Origin of the sequence: Acidovorax sp. (assembly GCF_046291265.1) — a bacterium.
Taxonomy (GTDB): domain Bacteria; phylum Pseudomonadota; class Gammaproteobacteria; order Burkholderiales; family Burkholderiaceae_C; genus Acidovorax.
In genome coordinates this window covers 10,949-27,898 of sequence record NZ_JBKBTV010000027.1, presented here as the reverse complement: position 1 = coordinate 27,898, position 16,950 = coordinate 10,949, and the positions used below count along the sequence as shown (strand labels likewise).

The window sequence follows — 16,950 nt, the reverse complement described above, 5'->3', positions numbered from 1 at the left end:
GATTCTTGCGCAAGGCGTCGCCGCACCGATTCAGCACAAACCCGCGCAGTTTGAAGCCCTCGCCTGCTTTCGGCTAGGTGCGACGCTCTACGGTTTTAGGAGCGTGCGCCTACACCCGCGGCGCATCGCGGCGTAAAGTGCGGCCATGCGTCAGAGGCGGCCCGCCCTGGCAAACCCAACCCACCCGCACACCGGAGGCCCCATGGTCAAGAAACTGCAGAAACTCAGCGCCGACAAGAAAAAGAGCAACGCCCAACTGTCCAGCACCGTCAAAGACTCCGCACAGCAGATCTGGCTGGCTGGCTTGGGTGCTTTCTCCAAAGCCCAGGAAGAAGGCGGCAAGGTATTTGAATCTCTGGTCAAGGAAGGCCTGACCATTCAACGCAAGACCCAGGCCGTTGCCGAAGAGAAAATCTCTGAAGCCACCAGCCGCGTGACCAACATGGCCACCGACATTGGTTCCAAGGCCCAAGGTCAGTGGGACAAGCTGGAAAACATCTTTGAAGACCGCGTAGCCAAGGCCTTGTCCAAGCTGGGCGTTCCTTCTGCACGCGACCTGGAAGCACTGAGCGCCCGCGTTGACGCTTTGTCCAAGGGCAAGTCGGCCCCGGCAAAAGCGGCAGCCAAGCCTGCGGCCAAAGCCCCCGCCAAGAAGTCGGCCGCTAAGGTAGCCACTCCTCGCAAGCCCGCAGCCAAGCCCGCCGTCAAGGCAGCACCGGCCAAGAAGGCTGCCGCCAAGAAGCCCGCAACCCGTGCAGCAGCCACGGGCACCAACGCCCCTTCGGCCAGCTGATCGCGCACCGGTAGCCGTTCGGGCCCCGCCCGCATTACATGGCCCCATGCCCAAAGGCCGACACGCCCACAGCGTGTCGGCCTTTTTTTATTTTGCGAAAGCCTACGGGCTGCGATACAAGCAGTCATGTAAGCAGCGAGGCAAGGAACGATCTGGCGCGAATCGCTGGAGGCCCACACCCTGCCTCATGTCGCACTGCAGCATTTCTGCGTGGGTTAGAGTAGCCCCCAGAGACATCGAAACAACGACCTACAACGACGCGAAGGGGCCCGCACACATGGTGAAGAAAGCGCCACGCCGCACCGCAGAACGCATCTTGGAAGTGACGCTGGACCTGTTCAACCGGTTCGGCGAACCCAACGTCTCCACCACCCTGATTTCGGCCGAGCTGCGCATCAGCCCTGGCAATCTGTACTACCACTATCCGGCCAAAGACGAGCTGATCAACGCGCTGTTTGATCGCTACGAAACCTCGCTCACCGAGCTTCTGGCCGCCGCCGATGGTGTGCGCAATGTGGAGGACGCGTGGTTCTTCATGCACACGCTGTTCGAGCTGATCTGGCAGTACCGCTTTCTGTACCGCGACCTGAACGATCTGCTCTCCAAGAACCGGCGTCTGGAGACACACTTTCAGGCCATCCTCAAAAACAAGACCCGCGCCGTGCGCACCATGCTCGACGGCATGGGCCGCGCGGACACCCTGCACATCGACTCGCGCGAGCTGGAGGCCATTGCCACCAGCATGGTGGTCGTGCTGACCTACTGGCTCAGCTTCGAATATGTGCGCGACCCACGCCGTGCACTGGAGCCTGAAAGCGCCCAGGCAGCATTGTTGCGCGGCGCCCATCACGTGCTCAACCTGCTGATGCCCTACCTCGAAAGTGGCCAGCGTGCCCATCTGCTGGAACTGGTGGGCGCCTATGCGCCAGTACCCACCTGACCCAGCCCCCGCCACGCGTCACGCGCCACACAAGCCAACAAGAACCTCAGGAGACAAACACCATGGCCAAATGGACCCCCTTCCCCCACGCAGGCGACTACGCGTTTGATGCTGCCAGCATCAAGAAGCAATGGGCGCGACTGCACAGTGGCGATGCCGAGCCCTGCCCCAAGGATGCCGCCGTGCTGGACGCCTGGGCGCTGTTCCACAACGGAGATTTCGAGAAGGCCGCTGCCGCGGGCCTGGCTGCGGGTGGTGCGGGCATCACCGTCGCGAACAAGGCCACCTCCATCTACGCCAACTACCTGGAGCAGAAAGAGAAAACACGGCTGGATCTTTTTACCCAGGTGGCAGAACGTGCAGAGGCCCAGGCTGCGAGCGAACCCGACAACGCCAACGCGTGGTATTGGCACGCCTACGCTTTAGGCCGCTACAGCCAAGGCATCAGCGTCGCCAAGGCCTTAGCCCAAGGGCTGGGGGGCAAAGTGAAAGAGTCGCTCGAAAAATCGATTGCGCTGTCCCCCAAACACGCAGACGCCCGCATTGCGCTGGGCGCATTCCATGCCGAAGTGATCGACAAGGTGGGCTCGCTGATTGGTGGCATGACATACGGCGCCAAGAAGGACACCGGCCTCAAGCTGTTCCAGGAGGCGCTGAAACTCAACCCGGGCTCGGCCATTGGCATGATCGAGTACGCCAATGCCCTCGTCATGCTCGAAGGCGACAAGAAGATGCAGGAGGCCACCGTACTGTACGAAAAAGCTGCATCCAGCGAGCCCGCCGACGCCATGGAGCGGCTCGACGTAGAAATGGCGCGTGCCGAACTCGAAGAGGAGTAACACGCCCTCGGGCTACCGCCGCCTGGCTCGGCCTAAACCTTGTTTTCTAGGTGGCCGCAGCGGCTGGCGTGTCAGCAAAGCGCCGCGATGCAATCTCTAGCAGGCCGTCAAAAATCAGGTTGTCCATCAACTCAAACGGCCGTGTCATGCTGGGCGCCATCTTCCAGCCCGCGCCGCCGGTCATCAGGCACGCGGGCTCTTCGCCGCAGTGCTGGATGACGTGCTGCACCATGCGCTCCACAGCGCCCGCAATGGCGTAGGTGCCGCCACTGGTCAGCGCATCACTGGTGTTGGTGGGGAACATGCGCACTTCGCCCGTGGGCACATGCAGGCCCGCGGTGCCGGACTCGAGGGCGCGCAGCATGATGCCGTGGCCCGGCAGGATGAGCCCGCCCATAAAGCGTCCATCCACGTCAATGCACTCCACCGTGACCGCCGTGCCCACCATCACCACCACCAGCGGCCGTGCGGGGCCTTGAGCCAGCACATGGTGGCGCGCGCCGATCATGGCCACCCATCTGTCCGAACCGAGGCGCGAGGGGTGGTCGTAGCCGTTGGTCAGCCCCGCCTCCTGCGCCGATGACACCACCCACGAGGGGGTGACATCCCAGAGTTCCATCTGCTCTTGCACGCGGCGTTTGACGGCATCGCCCGCCACCACGCAGCCCAACATGCGCTCCGGGTGGGGCAGCGACGCCCAGCTGCCTTCGGCCAGCCGGTCAATGTGGTCGAGAAACTCGGCGCCATGCGCAATGAGCGCAGCCCCGGGGCGGGGAGCGTCGTACAACGCCCATTTGAGACGGGTGTTACCGACGTCGATGGCCAAGAAAGTCATGCGGCGGATTATCCCGAGTTTTGTTCAAGGGACTGAATCGGCGGCGACAAGCCAGGCCCCACAGCAGGCACACGCCCCAACATTGTGAAAAATCGTTTCGCGCGCCTGTCCGACACGTCGTCGACAGGCTTTGCCGCTACAGTGGTCTTCCTTGTTTCTGCAACATCAGGAGGTATGACATGGGTCTTTTCAGTTTTATCAAGGAAGCCGGCGAGAAGCTGTTCGGCGGCAAAGAGGCACAGGCAGCCACTGCCGCAGCCCCCACGCAAGACGAACTCAACGCCAAGGCCGCCAAAGCCATCGAGACCTACATCACGGCGCAGAACCTGGGCGCCAGCAACGTGCAGGTTGCCTTTGAAGGCCCTGAAGGCAAGGTCACCGTGAAGGGCACAGCCCCCACGCAGGGCGCCAAGGAAAAAATCACCTTGTGTTGCGGCAACGTGGCCAGCGTGACCAGCGTCGACAACCAGATGGACGTGACCAACCCCGAGCCCGAAGCCCAGTACCACGACGTGGTGCGCGGCGACACACTGAGCGCCATCGCCAAAAAGTTCTACGGCGATGCCAACAAGTACCCCGCGATCTTTGAGGCCAACAAGCCCATGTTGTCGCACCCTGACAAGATCTACCCAGGCCAGAAACTCCGCATTCCGCAGGCTAAGTAACCCCCTGAGTCGCCTGCGGCGCCATCCCACAAGAGGGGGACGCACCCGGCGGCCCGGCGAAGCCGGTTCCACGGGTGCACTGACTTGGGCCGTGGAGGTGCAAGGACCGCGACGAACTGGACACAGGGCCCGCGCGGGGAGGAAAAATTTTGAACAAATCGGCTGCTATCGCTTACCCAATAAGCGCTAGCAGCTATTTTTTGTGAGCATCAACCCTGCTTCCACGGCAGGCCGTGAAACCGCCAGCCGCCCTTCTTGCCGCGCTGGCCCGTCGCGTCGGCGTCGCCTTCAAAACCTTCGAGGATGTTGTACGCCGTGATGCCGAGCTCGGTGGCACGGCGTGCAGCGGCAATGGAGCGCACGCCACTGCGGCACAGCAGTACAGCGCGCGCGCCGTCAGGCACAGCCGTACGCATCTGCGCATCAAACTCCGCGTTCATGGCCATGCCCGGCCACTGTTTCCACGCCACGGGCACAGCGCCAGGTACGTGACCGACCCATTCACGTTCGGCATCGGTGCGCACGTCCACCAGCACGGCTTGGCCGGCCTGTACCCATTGCCAGGCCTGTTGGGGCGTGATGTCTCCTGCATAGCCTTCGGCGGGGGTCACGGGTTGGGGGGTGTTCATTCCAGTCTCCTCTTTGTCATTTCGCATCCAGTCGGTCACTCAGCGCGCCGCGCGTTCGCTGCGGGGCGCCTACTCCCACAGCGGGGCGGGCTCTTCACGCAAGCGGCTGCGTAGTTCCGCATAGTCCGGCACCACCGTGGCCACGGTGTCCCAAAAGCGCGGGCTGTGGTCCATCACGCGCAGGTGGGCCAGCTCGTGCGCCACCACGTAGTCGATGACGGCCGGGCGGTAGTGCAGCAGGCGCCAGTTCAGGCGGATGGAGCCATCGGCCTTGGCGCTGCCCCAGCGGGTTTGGGCGCTCGACAGGCGCAGGCTGGCCCAGCGCACGCCGAGCAGCGGGGCAAAGTGGTCCAGCCGCGTGGTGAAGTGGCGGCGCGCGTCGCGCATCAGCCAGGCTTGCACGGCGTCGCGGATTTGGGCGGGGTTGGCGCTGTGGGGCAGGCCAATGTGCAAGCTGCGTGTAGTAGAGCCACTGCCCTGCTCCACCGCTGCGACCAGCGCCCCGCCCTTGCCAGCGAACCCGTGGCTGGGGTCCAGCACCACAGTCAACGGTTCGCCCAGATAGGGCAGCACGGCGCCATTGGCCCAGACAATGCGGCCACCTTCCATGCGCTGCTGGCGGTCGCGCGCTTCTGACAGCTTGCGCAGAATCCAGTCGGACTTCTCGCGCAGTGCGGCGTCCACAGCCCCCAGCGTGACCCAGCTGGGCGCGCGCACCGCGAGTCCATCGGCACCGACGGTGAAGCCGATGGTGCGGCGCCGTGCGCGCTGCAGTGCGTAGGCCACCACGGCATCGCCCAGCAACACTTCGCGGCTGGCTTGCGGGTGGCGGAACTCGGCGGGGGACAGCAGCGATGGCAACGGCACGGCGGGTGCCGTGGGTCGATTCACTACGGTTTTAGGAGCTACCAGCGCTTGACCATCAAGCGCTAGAGGCACTTTTGGCTTGAAATCTGCAACATTGCCCCCCGGCACTACAACGGGTGCAGGGGCGGGTGCCGATGCCGCCGCCGGTGAGGGAGGCGGATCGAAAAGGTCCAGCGCCAACTGCACAAGCCGCTGCATCACGATGGGCTACTTTCCGTGGGGCGCTTCGGTGTTTCTGGCGGCCGGGATGACCACGGCGGGGTACGCATCCGGGTCCAGGCGGCGCATCTCGGCCTCGATCCAGGCTTCCACCTCGCGCATCAGCTCATCGGGCTTGCGGCCCACGCTGGAGATGGGTTTGCCGATGGACACATCCACCACGCCCGGGCGCTTGATGAAAGCCTTGCGCGGCCAGACTTTGGCAGACGTCACGGCAATCGGCACCACCGGCGCGCCGGTGTCGATGGCCAGGCGCGTGCCGCCGGTCTTGTAATTGCCCTTTTGCCCGCGCTCGATGCGTGTGCCTTCGGGGAACATGATGATCCAGACGCCTTTGGCCAGCAGGTCCTTGCCCTGCTGCACCACCTTGTGGAAAGCCTGGGTGCGCTGGTCACGGTCGATGTGGATCATGTCCAGCCGCCCGATGGACCAGCCAAAAAACGGTACGTGCAGCAGTTCCTTCTTGAACACGTACGCCAGGGGGTGCGGCATGATCGCGGGCATCAAAAAGGTCTCGTACGTGGACTGGTGCTTGACCAGCAGCACGGCCCCCGCGTTCTCGCCCTGGGGCAGGTTTTCCATGCCCATCACGTTGGCGCGCACGCCCAGAAGCATCCGGGCGCTGCTGATGCACAGCGACAGCCACGCCCGCGCAATGCGGTACAGCGGCCGGCCGCGCATGCCGAACAACGAGCCCAGCATGATGGCCAAGGTGTAGGGCACCACGGTGATGCCCATCCAGAGAAAGTGAATGACAGAGCGGAGAAAAGCCATTTTTATAGTGTTTTTGGCCGCTAGCGCTTATATATTAAGCGCCAACAGCTATCAATTAAATAGCGACGCCAAACATCAGACGATGACGGCGCCAGGCACAGGCACCGATGCATGCACGGGCGCAGGGGTGGCCGACGCCAGCACCACGGGCAACAACTGGTCCACAAAATCGCCCAGGCTGGCATGCACCCGGGTACCTGGCGGCAACCCGGCGGGCAGCGCGCCCCCTGGCACCACCTGCGCCGACTGACCCGTGCACACCAGGTGCAGACGTGCACCTATCGCGGCCCCCGCCTGCAAATGTGCTGAGCTACTGCCCACCACCTGCACATCATGGCGCTCCACCCCGTAGCGATCGCAAATCTGCTCCAGCAAACCGGGCAAAGGCTTGCGGCAGGTGCAGTCTTCGTCAGCGGCATGGGGGCAATAAAACACCGCATCAATGCGCCCGCCCACGGCTGCCACCTGGCGGTGCATCTTGGTATGAATGGCGTTGAGCGCCATCACATCAAACAAACCCCGCCCCAGCCCCGGCTGGTTAGTGGCCACCACCACATGCCAGCCCGCGTGGTTGAGCCGCGCCACGGCTTCGAGTGCGCCCGGCATGGCGCTCCACTCGTCCGGCGAGGTGATGTAGTCGTCCGCCACCGGATTGAGGGTGCCGTCGCGGCCAAGGATGACGAGTTTCATAGGGTCGGTGTGCCTTGTGAGAAGCGCCAGCCTATCAGCTTGTGCAAACCGGTCAAACCGCCAGGCGCGAGAGGTCGGCCACGCGGTTCATGGCGTTGTGCAGCATCTTGAGCAAGCCCAGGCGATTCATCCGCACATCCAGCTGCTCGGCGTTGACCATGACGTCGTCGAAGAATGCGTCCACCGGGGCGCGCAGCACGGCCAGCGTCTGCAGGCTGGCGGTGTAATCGCCCGCGTCGAACTGGGCATTGGCCTCGGGCACAAAGCGCTGCAGCGCGGCGTACAGGTCCTGCTCGGCTTTTTCCTGCAGTAGATCGGGGTTCACGTGGGCGTCCACGGCGCCTTCGACCTCGGCCTTCTTGAGGATGTTGCCCACGCGCTTATTGGCAGCGGCCAGGGCCGGGCTTTCGGGCAGTGCGGCGAAGGCGCGCACGGCGGCGAGTTGCTTTTCGACCAAGGCCAGGCGCTGCGGGCGCAGGGCCAGCACGGCGTCGACTTCCTGGGCGCTGTAACCCTGCTCGCGCAGGCTGCCGGCCAGGCGGTCGTAGATGAAATCCGCAAGGAGCGATGCGGTATCTGGTCGCAGAGGAATGATGTCACTGACAACCGCTCCTGTACCGCGCACCAAAATTGCGTCGGACCCGCCTACCTTCAGTCCCAGTTGGTCCGAAGATCCGATAGCAAGTTGCACCAGCACACCGAGGTCCAGAGACAAGTCCTTCTCGACCAGCATCCGAATCACGCCCAGCGCATGGCGGCGCAGCGCAAACGGATCGCGGTCGCCGGTGGGCAGGTTGCCGATGCCGAACATGCCCACCAGGGTTTCGAGCTTGTCGGCCAGCGCCACCACCACGCCGGCGGTGTTGCGCGGCAACGTGTCACCCGCAAAACGGGGCTTGTAGTGGTCTTCGATGGCGTGCGCCACGGTCTCGCCCAGACCGTCGTTGAGCGCGTAGTAGCCGCCCATGATGCCCTGCAGCTCCGGGAACTCGCCCACCATGTCGGTCACGAGGTCGGTCTTGGCCAGTTGCGCGGCTTTGTCGGCATCTGCGACCAAGGCAGCGTCGCCCAATTGCGTGGCAATGGCTTTGGCTATTGACCTAACGCGCTCCACGCGTTCACCCTGGGTGCCCAGCTTGTTGTGATAGACCACCTTGCCGAGGCCTTCTACGCGCGATGCCAGGGTCTTTTTGCGGTCTTGGTCAAAGAAGAACTTGGCATCGGCCAGGCGCGGGCGCACCACGCGCTCGTTGCCGCCGGTCACAAAGCTCGTGTCTTCGGGGCTGATGTTGCTGACCACCAGGAACTTGTTGGTCAGCTTGCCCGCGGCGTCCAGCAGCGGGAAGTACTTCTGGTTGGCCTTCATCGTGAGGATGAGGCATTCCTGCGGCACGCCGAGGAACTCGGTCTCGAACGAGCAGGTGACCACGTTGGGGCGTTCCACCAGCGCGGTCACTTCATCGAGCAATGCCTCGTCTTCGATGGGGCGCGCGCCGTTGCCCACCTGGGCGGCGGCAGCGGCCAGCTGGCGGGCGATCTCGGCCTTGCGCTCGGCAAAGGAGGCGATCACGGCGCCGTCCTTCTTGAGCGTGGCGGCGTAGCTGTCGGCATCCGCCAGCACCACGGGCGACACGGCGGCTTCAAAACGGTGGCCTTGTGTGCTGTTGCCCGCCGTGAGGCCGAGCGCCTTCACCGGCACGACGGTGCTGCCGTGCAGCGCGACCAAGCCGTGTGCGGGGCGCACAAAGTTCACGCTGCTCCAGCCAGGCAGTTCGCAGTCGGTTTCGAGCTGGTAGCTCATCACCTTGGGGATGGGTAGCTTGGCCAGGGCTTCGAGCAAGGCCTTTTGCAGGCCTTCCTGCAGCGTGGCGCCGGGCACCACGCTGTCGTAGAACAGGGCTTCGGCCTTGCCGTCCTGAGCGCGCTTGAGTGCGGCGACGGCGGCTGCCGGGTCGGACACGTCAGCGCCCAGCGCCTGCAGCTTTTTCAGCAGCGCGGGCGATGCGTTGCCGCTGGCGTCGAGGCCCACCGTCACAGGCATGAGCTTTTGCTGCACGGCCTTGTCGGCCGCTTTGTCGGCCACGGCGGTCACATGCGCGGCCAGGCGGCGGGGCGATGCAAAGGGCGTGACCACTGACGCGGCGGACGCCAGGCCCAGGGCCTTGAGCTGGTCGGCCAACACGGTGGCAAAGGCATCGCCCAGCTTCTGGAGCGCCTTAGGCGGCAGCTCTTCAACAAACAGTTCAACGAGGAGGTTTTGGGTGGTCATCGTCATTTTTCTCAAGCAGCCTTCTTCGTCATCTGTTCCACCCACTCGCGCGGCGCCATGGGGAAGCCCAAGCGCTCACGGCTCTCGTAGTAGCTTTGCGCCACGGCGCGGGCCAGGTTGCGGATGCGGCCGATGTAGGCGGCCCGCTCGGTCACGCTGATGGCGCCGCGTGCATCCAGCAGGTTGAAGCTGTGCGCACCTTTGAGCACTTGTTCATACGCGGGCAAGGCCAGCTGCTGCTCCATCAGGTACTTCGCCTGCTTTTCGTGCGCATTGAAGGCGGTGAACAAAAAGTCGGCGTCGCTGTGCTCGAAGTTGTAGGTGGACTGCTCCACCTCGTTTTGCTTGTACACATCGCCATAGCTCAGGGTGTCGGTCCACTTGAGGTTGTAGACGTTGTCCACGCCCTGCAGGTACATGGCCAGGCGCTCCAGGCCGTAGGTGATCTCGCCCGTGGCAGGCTTGCAGTCGATGCCGCCGACCTGCTGGAAGTAGGTGAACTGCGTGACTTCCATGCCGTTGAGCCACACCTCCCAGCCCAGGCCCCAGGCGCCGAGTGTGGGGTTCTCCCAGTCGTCTTCCACAAAGCGGATGTCGTTCTTTTTCAGGTCAAAGCCCAGCGCTTCGAGGCTGCCCAGGTACAGCTCCAAGATGTTGGCAGGAGCGGGCTTCAGGACCACCTGGTACTGATAGTAGTGCTGCAGGCGGTTGGGGTTCTCGCCGTATCGGCCGTCCTTGGGGCGGCGGCTGGGCTGCACGTAGGCGGCCTTCCACGGCTCAGGGCCAATGGCGCGCAGGAAGGTGGCGGTGTGCGAGGTGCCTGCGCCCACTTCCATGTCATAGGGTTGCAAAAGGGCGCAACCCTGCGCGTCCCAATAGGACTGCAGCTTCAAAATGATTTGCTGGAATGTCAACATGGCGTCTGTGGCTGAGGCACTGGCAAGCCAGGGCCGGGCAAGTAAAGGGGGAAAGAAAAAGGCGGTGTGCGTGCCAAGCCCGGCGCCCGCAGCCCACAAAGGCAACCAGGGCGGGCATCGCGCGCGCAACCGGTCATTTTACGGCGCTGCGGCGGGGCGCCCTGGAAACGGTGCAACAGGCCCTCAAGCCCATGAAAAAAGGCCCCCACGCTCCCCACTTCGTGTGGTCGCTGCCCCCCAAGGGGGTGCTTTTCATCTTGGGGCGGCCCGGCGATGAAAAAAGGCCGGAGCCCTTTTGGAGCCCCAGCCTTCCCAACCAGTCACGCGAGCTATAAGCCGGTGCGTACCGGTGACCACCTTTGCGGGCAGCCCGTCGGCGCATGTGTCGTGCGCCAAGTCTCGTTTCAGTTGTTCATTGCACGGATCACACCCGGTTCGCGCCCGTTGCGCCTCCACGGGGCGCATCTTCCACCAGTGCACCCGTGGATCTGGCTCCGCCAGTCCACCGGGTGCGTCCCCCTCAGGGGGAAGGCGCGAAGCGACTCAGGGGGCGCTCAATATTCCCAGAAGATGCGTTGCAGCTCTTTGCTGTCGTTGGTCTTGGTGAGGGCCACCATGGCCAGGATGCGCGCCTTTTGCGGGCGCAGGTCATGGGCCACGACCCAGTCGTACTTGTCGTCGGGCTGCTCGGCATTGCGCAGCACAAAACCATCCGGCACACGGGCCGAGCAAACGATCTGCACGCCTGCGGCACGCAGCGCCTTGAGCGAATCCACCGCCTGTGCTGCTACCGAGCCATTGCCCGTGCCGGCATGGATCAGAGCCTTGACGCCCGCCTTGCCGTAGGCTTCGATGCCCGTGGTGTTCATGTTGCTGTAGCCGTAGACGATGTCCACCGCAGGCAGGGACTGGATGTCGTCGATGTTGAACTCGGAATTGGCGGTGTGGCGCTTGACCGGCGCGCGGAACCAGTAGTTCTTGCCTTCGACCACCATGCCCAGCGGGCCCCACTGGCTCTTGAAAGCCTCGGTCTTGATGTTGATGGTCTTGCTCACATCGCGGCCGCTCTGAATCTCGTCGTTCATGGTGACGAGTACGCCTTTGCCCACGGCGTCCTTGCTGGCCGCCACGCTCACGGCGTCGTACAGGTTCAGCGCGCCGTCGGCCGACAGGGCCGTGCCGGGGCGCATGGAGCCGACCACCACGATGGGCTTGTTCGTGCGCACGACCAAGTTCAGGAAGTACGCGGTTTCTTCCAGCGTGTCGGTGCCGTGGGTGATGACGATGCCGTCCACATCGGCCTGCTTGGACAGGGCCGAGACGCGCTGGCCCAGCTTGAAGAGATGCTCGTTGGTAAAACTCTCCGATGCGATCTGGAACACCTGTTCGCCAGACACCTTGGCCACATTGGCCAACTCTGGCAGACCCGCCAGCAGCTTGTCGACGGGCACCTTGGCAGCGGCATAGGTGGCGCTGTTGGCGGCCGATGCGCCCGCACCGGCAATGGTGCCACCGGTGGCCAGCACTACCACGTGGGGCTTGGCCGCCTGGGCCATGGCGACGGCGGAGGCTGCGGACAGCAGCAGGCCGGCGAGCCAGCGGTGGGCAGGTTGTGAAATTCGCATGGAAGAAGTCTCCTGAAAGGTGTTTTGAATTTCGCAGGGGCGGATGGCCCGCATTTTTTTGCTTATCCTGCGCCCGCCCTGTTGTCGGCGGTGCGGCATCCTATGAGAGATCAATGCACATCAATGCGGAATAATTAACCATCCCTTGTGAATTTCACTCACACCATTGTTTTGAAGGAATCGGCTATGAACCTGCGACAGCTCGAAGTCTTTCAAGCAGTGCTGCAGACCGGCAACATGAGCGCTGCAGGGCGCCTGCTGTGCATCACCCCGTCCGCCGTGAGCAAGGCGATGGCCCACACCGAACTGCAGCTGGGTTACCGCCTGTTCATGCGCACCCCGGCAGGCCTGACCCCCACGCCAGAGGCTCAGGTGCTGGCGGCAGAGTCCACCGGCATTCACCGCCAGCTGGATGCACTGCGCCGCACCGCGCGCAACCTGGCGGCGGCAGACACAGGCGATGTGCGCCTGGCCGCCATACCGGCGGTGAGCCACGAGTTTCTGCCGCACCTGCTGCAGCAACATGCGCTGCGCTACCCCCAGGTAGGCATTGAAGTACGCACCATCCACCAAGATCAGATGACACAGGCTCTACTCACCCGCAGCGTGGATTTTTGCCTGGGTTTCTACAAACACCCGCATCCGCAAATCGGCAGTGATCTGCTGGTGAGTGGGCGCATGTACCTGGCCGTGGCGCAGTCGGTGTGGATGCGCCAGCCGCGTGCCAGCTCGCGCAGCGCGCGGTTGGCACAGGTGCCGGTGATCCGGCTGGTGGGGGACGACCCCATGCGGCAGTCCATTGATGACATCGCCCAGCGCCTGGGCACGCCCGCAGGGCCCGGCATGCAGGTGCAGACGTCCCAACTGGCGCTGGAGCTGGTGCGGCTGGGCATGGGCTGGACCGTGGTGGACTTCTTGACCGCCACGCACCTGGACCCCGCGACCATGGTGACGTTGGAGCTGCATGAGCTGCCACCCATTTCGCTGTACAGCTACCACGCGCGATCGTCGCCGCCGGGGCTGCAAGCCACGCGCATGCTGGCGATGTTGCCGGGGCTGTTGCACGAGGCGTTGTCGCCCCGCGCGGGCGGGCAACCGTTGCGTTGAGCGCCCAGAGCGCCCCCAGCGCCCACCGCGCAAAAAGAAACGGCCCGCCACCCAAAGGGCAGCGGGCCGCACAAGGCGTCAATGTGGGATCAGTTGTCCCAACGGCGGAGCACCAAACTGGCGTTGGTGCCGCCAAAACCAAAGCTGTTGGACAGTGCCGTGCGAATGGGCGCATCCACCGTTTCGCGCACCAGGGGCATGCCCTCGGCAGCGGGTTCCAGTGTTTCGATGTGGGCCGAACCCGCGATGAAGCCCTCGCGCAGCATCAGCAGGCAATAGATGGCCTCCTGCACACCCGTGGCGCCCAGCGAGTGGCCGGTGAGCGACTTGGTGGAGGAGAAGCGAGGAATCGCGTCGCCAAACACTTCGCGAATGGCGCGCAGTTCGGGCACGTCACCCACGGGGGTGGAGGTGCCGTGGGTGTTGATGTAGTCGATGGGTTCGGTCACCGTCGAAATCGCCTGGCGCATGCAGGCAATCGCGCCGTCGCCCGACGGAGCGACCATGTCGGCGCCATCGGACGTGGCGCCAAAACCGATCACTTCACCCAGAATGGTGGCGCCGCGCGCCTGGGCGTGTTCCAGGCTTTCGAGTACCACAGCGCCGCCGCCGCCGGACAGCACAAAGCCGTCACGGTGGGCGTCATAGGCACGGGATGCCTTCTCGGGCGTGTCGTTGTACGCGCTGGACATGGCACCCATGGCGTCAAACAGCAGGCCCATGCCCCAGGTGACTTCTTCGCCGCCACCGGCAAACATCACGTCCTGCATGCCCCAGGCGATCTGCTGGGCGGCTGCACCAATGCAATGCGCCGACGTGCTGCAGGCCGAGGTGATGGAATAGTTGATGCCCTTGATGCCAAAGTTGGTCGACAGGCAGGCAGACACGGTGGAGCTCATGCAGCGCGTGACCTGGTACGGCCCCACGCGGCGAATGCCCTTGCTGCGCAGAATGTCGGCCGCTTCGATCTGGTTGGCGGGTGAGCCGCCGCCCGAGCCCATGATCAGGCCGGTGCGCGGGTGCGACACCTGTTCGGGCGTCAAGCCCGCTTCGGCAATCGCGTTGGCCAGCGAGATGTGGGCGTAGGCCGCGGCATCGCCCATAAAGCGCAGTTGTTTGCGGTCGATCAGTTCTTCGAGGTTGATCTGCGGCACGCCCGCCACCTGGCTGCGCATGCCCAGCTCGGCAAACTGCGGCATCGCGCGGATGCCGGAGCGGCTTTCGCGCAGAGATTGCGACACGGTGGCCATGTCGTTGCCAATGCACGAAACAATGCCCGTGCCGGTGATCACCACGCGTTTCATGCTGCTGCTCCTTGTTCGGCTCCGGCAGGTGCGGCGACCTCTTCGCGCTTGAACAAGCCGACGCGCAGGTCACTGGCCACATAGATCTCCTGGCCGTCGGCCAGCAGACGCGCATCGCCAATGGCCATGACCAGCTTGCGCTTGATCACACGCTTGATGTCGATTTCGTACGTCACCAGCTTCACGTTGGGGCCCACTTCGCCCGTGAACTTGACCTCGCCCGCACCCAGCGCGCGGCCTTTGCCCGGCAAGCGCAGCCAAGTCAGGTAAAAACCGATGAGCTGCCACATGGCATCGAGCCCCAGGCAGCCGGGCATGACCGGGTCGCCCTGGAAGTGGCAGTCAAAAAACCAGAGGTCGGGACGCACATCCAGTTCGGCACGGATCTTTCCCAGTCCGTGCGCACCACCATCGCTGTCGATGTGGGTGATGCGGTCGAACATCAGCATGGGCGGCAGCGGCAGGCGCCCGCTGTCAGCGCCGAACAGCCGGCCCTCGCCCGAAGCGATCAGTTGTTCGTAGGAAAAGGAATCTGCCATTTTCAGTCGTGCTCCAGAACAGCGGTGGGCCCGCTGCAAATCATCGTTGTACGCAACACAAGCCCCGGTTGCGGGGCTCCATTATCAAGGCATAGGGAGTCAACTCTAAACAATGTGGCCCCAAGCCCCCTGCGCGGGTCCAGAGATGCGTGACCTGGATCAAGAGAGGCCGCCCCTGCCGCCCCTCTGAGCAACCTTGGCCCACAGGGCGGCCGACAACGTCAACCCCGCCAATATCCACAGCGGCCAGAGGCCCCAGCGGGACACCCACCACGCATAAGGAGTGATTGCCCAGCCGCTTTGCGTATCCAGCCCCCGGCCATGCACCTCGCCCTTGAGCACACCACGGGTGTGGCGCTCCAGCTGGTGCGTGACCACCCCCCGGTGGTCAATGATGGCCGTGGCGCCGGTGTTGGTGGCACGCACCATGGGCCGCTCGAACTCCAGCGCGCGCATGCGGCTGATGTGTAGATGCTGGTCAATCGCGATGGTGTTGCCAAACCAGCCAATGTTGCTGAAGTTGACGAACACGGTGGGCGCCTGGGCCGGGTCGGCAAACCGTGCGCCCAGTTCTTCGCCAAAAAGATCTTCGTAGCAGATGTTGGGTGCAATGCGCTGCCCCGCCCAGGCAAACGAGGCCTGCCCGACGGCGCCCCGGTTGAAGTCGCCCAGCGGGATGTTCATCATGGCGGTGAACCACTTGAAGAACGGCGGGATGAACTCGCCAAACGGGACCAGGTGGTGCTTGTCGTAGCGATACCGCTCCACGCCACTCCCCGGCGCCATGCCCAGTACCGAATTGGTGTAGCCCAATGCCTCATCACCCATCGGAATGCCCAGCATCGCGGCCTGGGCCCCTTGGGTGTAACGGGTCTGGATGCCTTCCAGGTAGCCCGGTATCAGTTGCTGGGGCAGCAGCGGAATCGCCGTCTCGGGCGCGACGACCAGATCGGCCTTGGCATCCCGCAGGGCCTGGGCATACCACTGCAGCGCCATCGGCACGCCACTGCCGGCCTGAAATTTTTCGTCTTGCGGGATATTGCCCTGAAGCAGCTCCAAAGTCAGCGCGGGCGCCGGGCGCTGCGACGGCGTATGGCACAGATCGACGGCACACATGCGCTGCAGCGAGGCCATCACCAGCACGGCACAGCCCACCAGCGCGAGCGCCCAGGTGCGCCCACTGCGCAGATCGGCACTTCGCAGCTGCACCGCCCCCATGGCCAAGATGGCTGCCACAGCGCCTAATCCATACACGCCCACGCTGCGGGCGAGCACAGACAGCGGCCCTTCCACATGCGCATAGCCACCCGCACCCCACGGAAATCCCGTCCACAAGGTACCACGCGCCAGCTCGGCTAGCAACCAGAGCGCTCCGAAAAGCAGAGCAGTCAGTGCTTTATTGGCGGGCGCCAGACGGCAAAATAGCCCTATTACGAAGGCGTAATAGCTGCCCAAAAAGGCGGCAAGCCCCAACACCGCCGCCACGGCCAGCGGCGCGGGCAAGCCGCCGTAGTTGTGCATGGAGATGAACAGCCACCAGAAGGTGCTCGCCAGCCATGCCGTGGCAAACACGCCACCGACCAGCGCGCCGCGCCGCCAGCCCACGGCCTCGTCCGCACGCGGCCGCACCAGCCACGCCAGTACCGCCATCGAGACCAGCTGCAGCCACCACAGGGGTTGTCCATTAAACGGCCAAGCCAGCGATGCGGCCTGCGCCAAACCGGCGACCACGGCCAGCGGCACCTGCAGGGCAAGCCGCGGCCCTGCCAGGGTTCTAGTGCAGTGTTTCACGCTTGATGGCACAAATAAAAAGGTTGGATTTTTGGCTTTGGCAAGGCGAAAACCGGAGCGATACCGGGTGTATCGCGAGGATTTGCAACGCAGCCAGAGGCGAAAAGACGCCTTTTTATGTGCCAGATAACATGAAACACGACACTA

The 16,950-nt window shown here is 64.0% G+C and carries 16 protein-coding genes; 5 read left to right on the top strand and 11 right to left on the bottom strand.

The genetic code is table 11. From position 1 onward, the window contains the following. The first annotated feature begins 202 nt into the window (after positions 1 to 202). From ACK41V_RS12225 to ACK41V_RS12215, 3 genes are all read left to right on the top strand, one after another. Entirely contained in the window at positions 203 to 793 is a 591-nt protein-coding gene (locus ACK41V_RS12225) for a phasin family protein (RefSeq protein WP_409782635.1), read from the top strand. A 277-nt stretch (positions 794 to 1,070) separates the two neighbouring features. After that, the gene (locus tag ACK41V_RS12220; protein WP_409782632.1) at positions 1,071 to 1,733 is read left to right on the top strand and encodes a TetR/AcrR family transcriptional regulator; all 663 of its coding nucleotides are present in this window, start codon (positions 1,071 to 1,073) and stop codon (positions 1,731 to 1,733) included. Positions 1,734 to 1,795: 62 nt separating this feature from the next. After that, positions 1,796 to 2,572 carry a tetratricopeptide repeat protein gene (locus tag ACK41V_RS12215; RefSeq protein ID WP_409782629.1) on the top strand — a complete coding sequence of 259 codons (777 nt, stop codon included), beginning with the start codon at positions 1,796 to 1,798 and terminating at the stop codon, positions 2,570 to 2,572. 46 nt (positions 2,573 to 2,618) lie between these two features. On the opposite strand, the gene ACK41V_RS12210 is transcribed toward ACK41V_RS12215, so the two are convergent. Further along, positions 2,619 to 3,407 carry a type III pantothenate kinase gene (locus tag ACK41V_RS12210; protein WP_409782626.1) on the bottom strand — a complete coding sequence of 263 codons (789 nt, stop codon included), beginning with the start codon at positions 3,405 to 3,407 and terminating at the stop codon, positions 2,619 to 2,621. 179 nt (positions 3,408 to 3,586) lie between these two features. Here ACK41V_RS12210 and lysM point away from each other — a divergent pair, with 179 nt between their 5' ends. Further along, positions 3,587 to 4,072, top strand: coding sequence for a peptidoglycan-binding protein LysM (lysM, locus tag ACK41V_RS12205; protein ID WP_409782623.1), 486 nt, complete (start codon positions 3,587 to 3,589; stop codon positions 4,070 to 4,072). Between the two features lie 209 nt (positions 4,073 to 4,281). Here lysM and ACK41V_RS12200 read toward each other — a convergent pair whose 3' ends face one another. The 7 genes from ACK41V_RS12200 to ACK41V_RS12170 all read right to left on the bottom strand — a co-directional run bounded on the left by ACK41V_RS12200 (position 4,282) and on the right by ACK41V_RS12170 (position 12,062). After that, on the bottom strand, positions 4,282 to 4,701 hold the full coding sequence (locus ACK41V_RS12200) for a rhodanese-like domain-containing protein (RefSeq protein WP_409782620.1): 420 nt from the start codon (positions 4,699 to 4,701) through the stop codon (positions 4,282 to 4,284). A gap of 69 nt (positions 4,702 to 4,770) precedes the next feature. After that, positions 4,771 to 5,766: a M48 family metallopeptidase gene (locus ACK41V_RS12195; RefSeq protein ID WP_409782707.1), complete on the bottom strand. Its 996-nt coding sequence runs from the start codon at positions 5,764 to 5,766 to the stop codon at positions 4,771 to 4,773. Positions 5,767 to 5,775: 9 nt separating this feature from the next. After that, positions 5,776 to 6,561, bottom strand: a complete 786-nt coding sequence (locus ACK41V_RS12190) for a lysophospholipid acyltransferase family protein (protein ID WP_409782617.1) — start codon at positions 6,559 to 6,561, stop codon at positions 5,776 to 5,778. A 75-nt stretch (positions 6,562 to 6,636) separates the two neighbouring features. Continuing rightward, positions 6,637 to 7,251, bottom strand: a complete 615-nt coding sequence (gmhB, locus tag ACK41V_RS12185) for a D-glycero-beta-D-manno-heptose 1,7-bisphosphate 7-phosphatase (protein ID WP_409782614.1) — start codon at positions 7,249 to 7,251, stop codon at positions 6,637 to 6,639. Between the two features lie 52 nt (positions 7,252 to 7,303). Then, a complete protein-coding gene (glyS, locus tag ACK41V_RS12180; protein ID WP_409782611.1) occupies positions 7,304 to 9,520 on the bottom strand; it encodes a glycine--tRNA ligase subunit beta in 2,217 nt (738 codons plus the stop codon). Positions 9,521 to 9,531: 11 nt separating this feature from the next. Beyond that, a complete protein-coding gene (gene glyQ, locus ACK41V_RS12175) occupies positions 9,532 to 10,437 on the bottom strand; it encodes a glycine--tRNA ligase subunit alpha (RefSeq protein ID WP_409782608.1) in 906 nt (301 codons plus the stop codon). 554 nt (positions 10,438 to 10,991) lie between these two features. After that, positions 10,992 to 12,062, bottom strand: a complete 1,071-nt coding sequence (locus ACK41V_RS12170) for a type II asparaginase (RefSeq protein ID WP_409782604.1) — start codon at positions 12,060 to 12,062, stop codon at positions 10,992 to 10,994. Positions 12,063 to 12,248: 186 nt separating this feature from the next. Between ACK41V_RS12170 and ACK41V_RS12165 the strand changes: the two genes are divergently transcribed. Further along, the gene (locus tag ACK41V_RS12165) at positions 12,249 to 13,169 is read left to right on the top strand and encodes a LysR family transcriptional regulator (RefSeq protein ID WP_409782601.1); all 921 of its coding nucleotides are present in this window, start codon (positions 12,249 to 12,251) and stop codon (positions 13,167 to 13,169) included. 89 nt (positions 13,170 to 13,258) lie between these two features. Here the strand turns inward: ACK41V_RS12165 and fabB are convergent, their stop codons facing one another. From fabB to lnt, 3 genes are all read right to left on the bottom strand, one after another. Continuing rightward, complete coding sequence (fabB, locus tag ACK41V_RS12160; protein ID WP_409782598.1) at positions 13,259 to 14,473, bottom strand: beta-ketoacyl-ACP synthase I; 1,215 nt, start codon at positions 14,471 to 14,473, stop codon at positions 13,259 to 13,261. Then, on the bottom strand, positions 14,470 to 15,012 hold the full coding sequence (fabA, locus tag ACK41V_RS12155; protein ID WP_409782595.1) for a 3-hydroxyacyl-[acyl-carrier-protein] dehydratase FabA: 543 nt from the start codon (positions 15,010 to 15,012) through the stop codon (positions 14,470 to 14,472). The genes fabB and fabA overlap by 4 nt, the downstream gene beginning before the upstream one ends. A 159-nt stretch (positions 15,013 to 15,171) precedes the next feature. After that, positions 15,172 to 16,803, bottom strand: a complete 1,632-nt coding sequence (gene lnt, locus ACK41V_RS12150) for an apolipoprotein N-acyltransferase (RefSeq protein WP_409782593.1) — start codon at positions 16,801 to 16,803, stop codon at positions 15,172 to 15,174. Positions 16,804 to 16,950 lie beyond the last annotated feature (147 nt).

What these genes read in the sequence shown, in the direction of transcription:
- ACK41V_RS12225 (WP_409782635.1), top strand. Translation starts at nt 203, where the DNA reads ATGGTCAAGAAACTGCAGAAACTCAGCGCCGACAAGAAAAAGAGCAAC.
- ACK41V_RS12200 (WP_409782620.1), bottom strand. Translation starts at nt 4,701, where the DNA reads ATGAACACCCCCCAACCCGTGACCCCCGCCGAAGGCTATGCAGGAGAC.
- ACK41V_RS12215 (WP_409782629.1), top strand. Translation starts at nt 1,796, where the DNA reads ATGGCCAAATGGACCCCCTTCCCCCACGCAGGCGACTACGCGTTTGAT.
- gmhB (WP_409782614.1), bottom strand. Translation starts at nt 7,251, where the DNA reads ATGAAACTCGTCATCCTTGGCCGCGACGGCACCCTCAATCCGGTGGCG.
- ACK41V_RS12190 (WP_409782617.1), bottom strand. Translation starts at nt 6,561, where the DNA reads ATGGCTTTTCTCCGCTCTGTCATTCACTTTCTCTGGATGGGCATCACC.
- ACK41V_RS12195 (WP_409782707.1), bottom strand. Translation starts at nt 5,766, where the DNA reads ATGCAGCGGCTTGTGCAGTTGGCGCTGGACCTTTTCGATCCGCCTCCC.
- glyQ (WP_409782608.1), bottom strand. Translation starts at nt 10,437, where the DNA reads ATGTTGACATTCCAGCAAATCATTTTGAAGCTGCAGTCCTATTGGGAC.
- ACK41V_RS12170 (WP_409782604.1), bottom strand. Translation starts at nt 12,062, where the DNA reads ATGCGAATTTCACAACCTGCCCACCGCTGGCTCGCCGGCCTGCTGCTG.
- fabB (WP_409782598.1), bottom strand. Translation starts at nt 14,473, where the DNA reads ATGAAACGCGTGGTGATCACCGGCACGGGCATTGTTTCGTGCATTGGC.
- ACK41V_RS12210 (WP_409782626.1), bottom strand. Translation starts at nt 3,407, where the DNA reads ATGACTTTCTTGGCCATCGACGTCGGTAACACCCGTCTCAAATGGGCG.
- glyS (WP_409782611.1), bottom strand. Translation starts at nt 9,520, where the DNA reads ATGACCACCCAAAACCTCCTCGTTGAACTGTTTGTTGAAGAGCTGCCG.
- ACK41V_RS12165 (WP_409782601.1), top strand. Translation starts at nt 12,249, where the DNA reads ATGAACCTGCGACAGCTCGAAGTCTTTCAAGCAGTGCTGCAGACCGGC.
- ACK41V_RS12220 (WP_409782632.1), top strand. Translation starts at nt 1,071, where the DNA reads ATGGTGAAGAAAGCGCCACGCCGCACCGCAGAACGCATCTTGGAAGTG.
- fabA (WP_409782595.1), bottom strand. Translation starts at nt 15,012, where the DNA reads ATGGCAGATTCCTTTTCCTACGAACAACTGATCGCTTCGGGCGAGGGC.
- lysM (WP_409782623.1), top strand. Translation starts at nt 3,587, where the DNA reads ATGGGTCTTTTCAGTTTTATCAAGGAAGCCGGCGAGAAGCTGTTCGGC.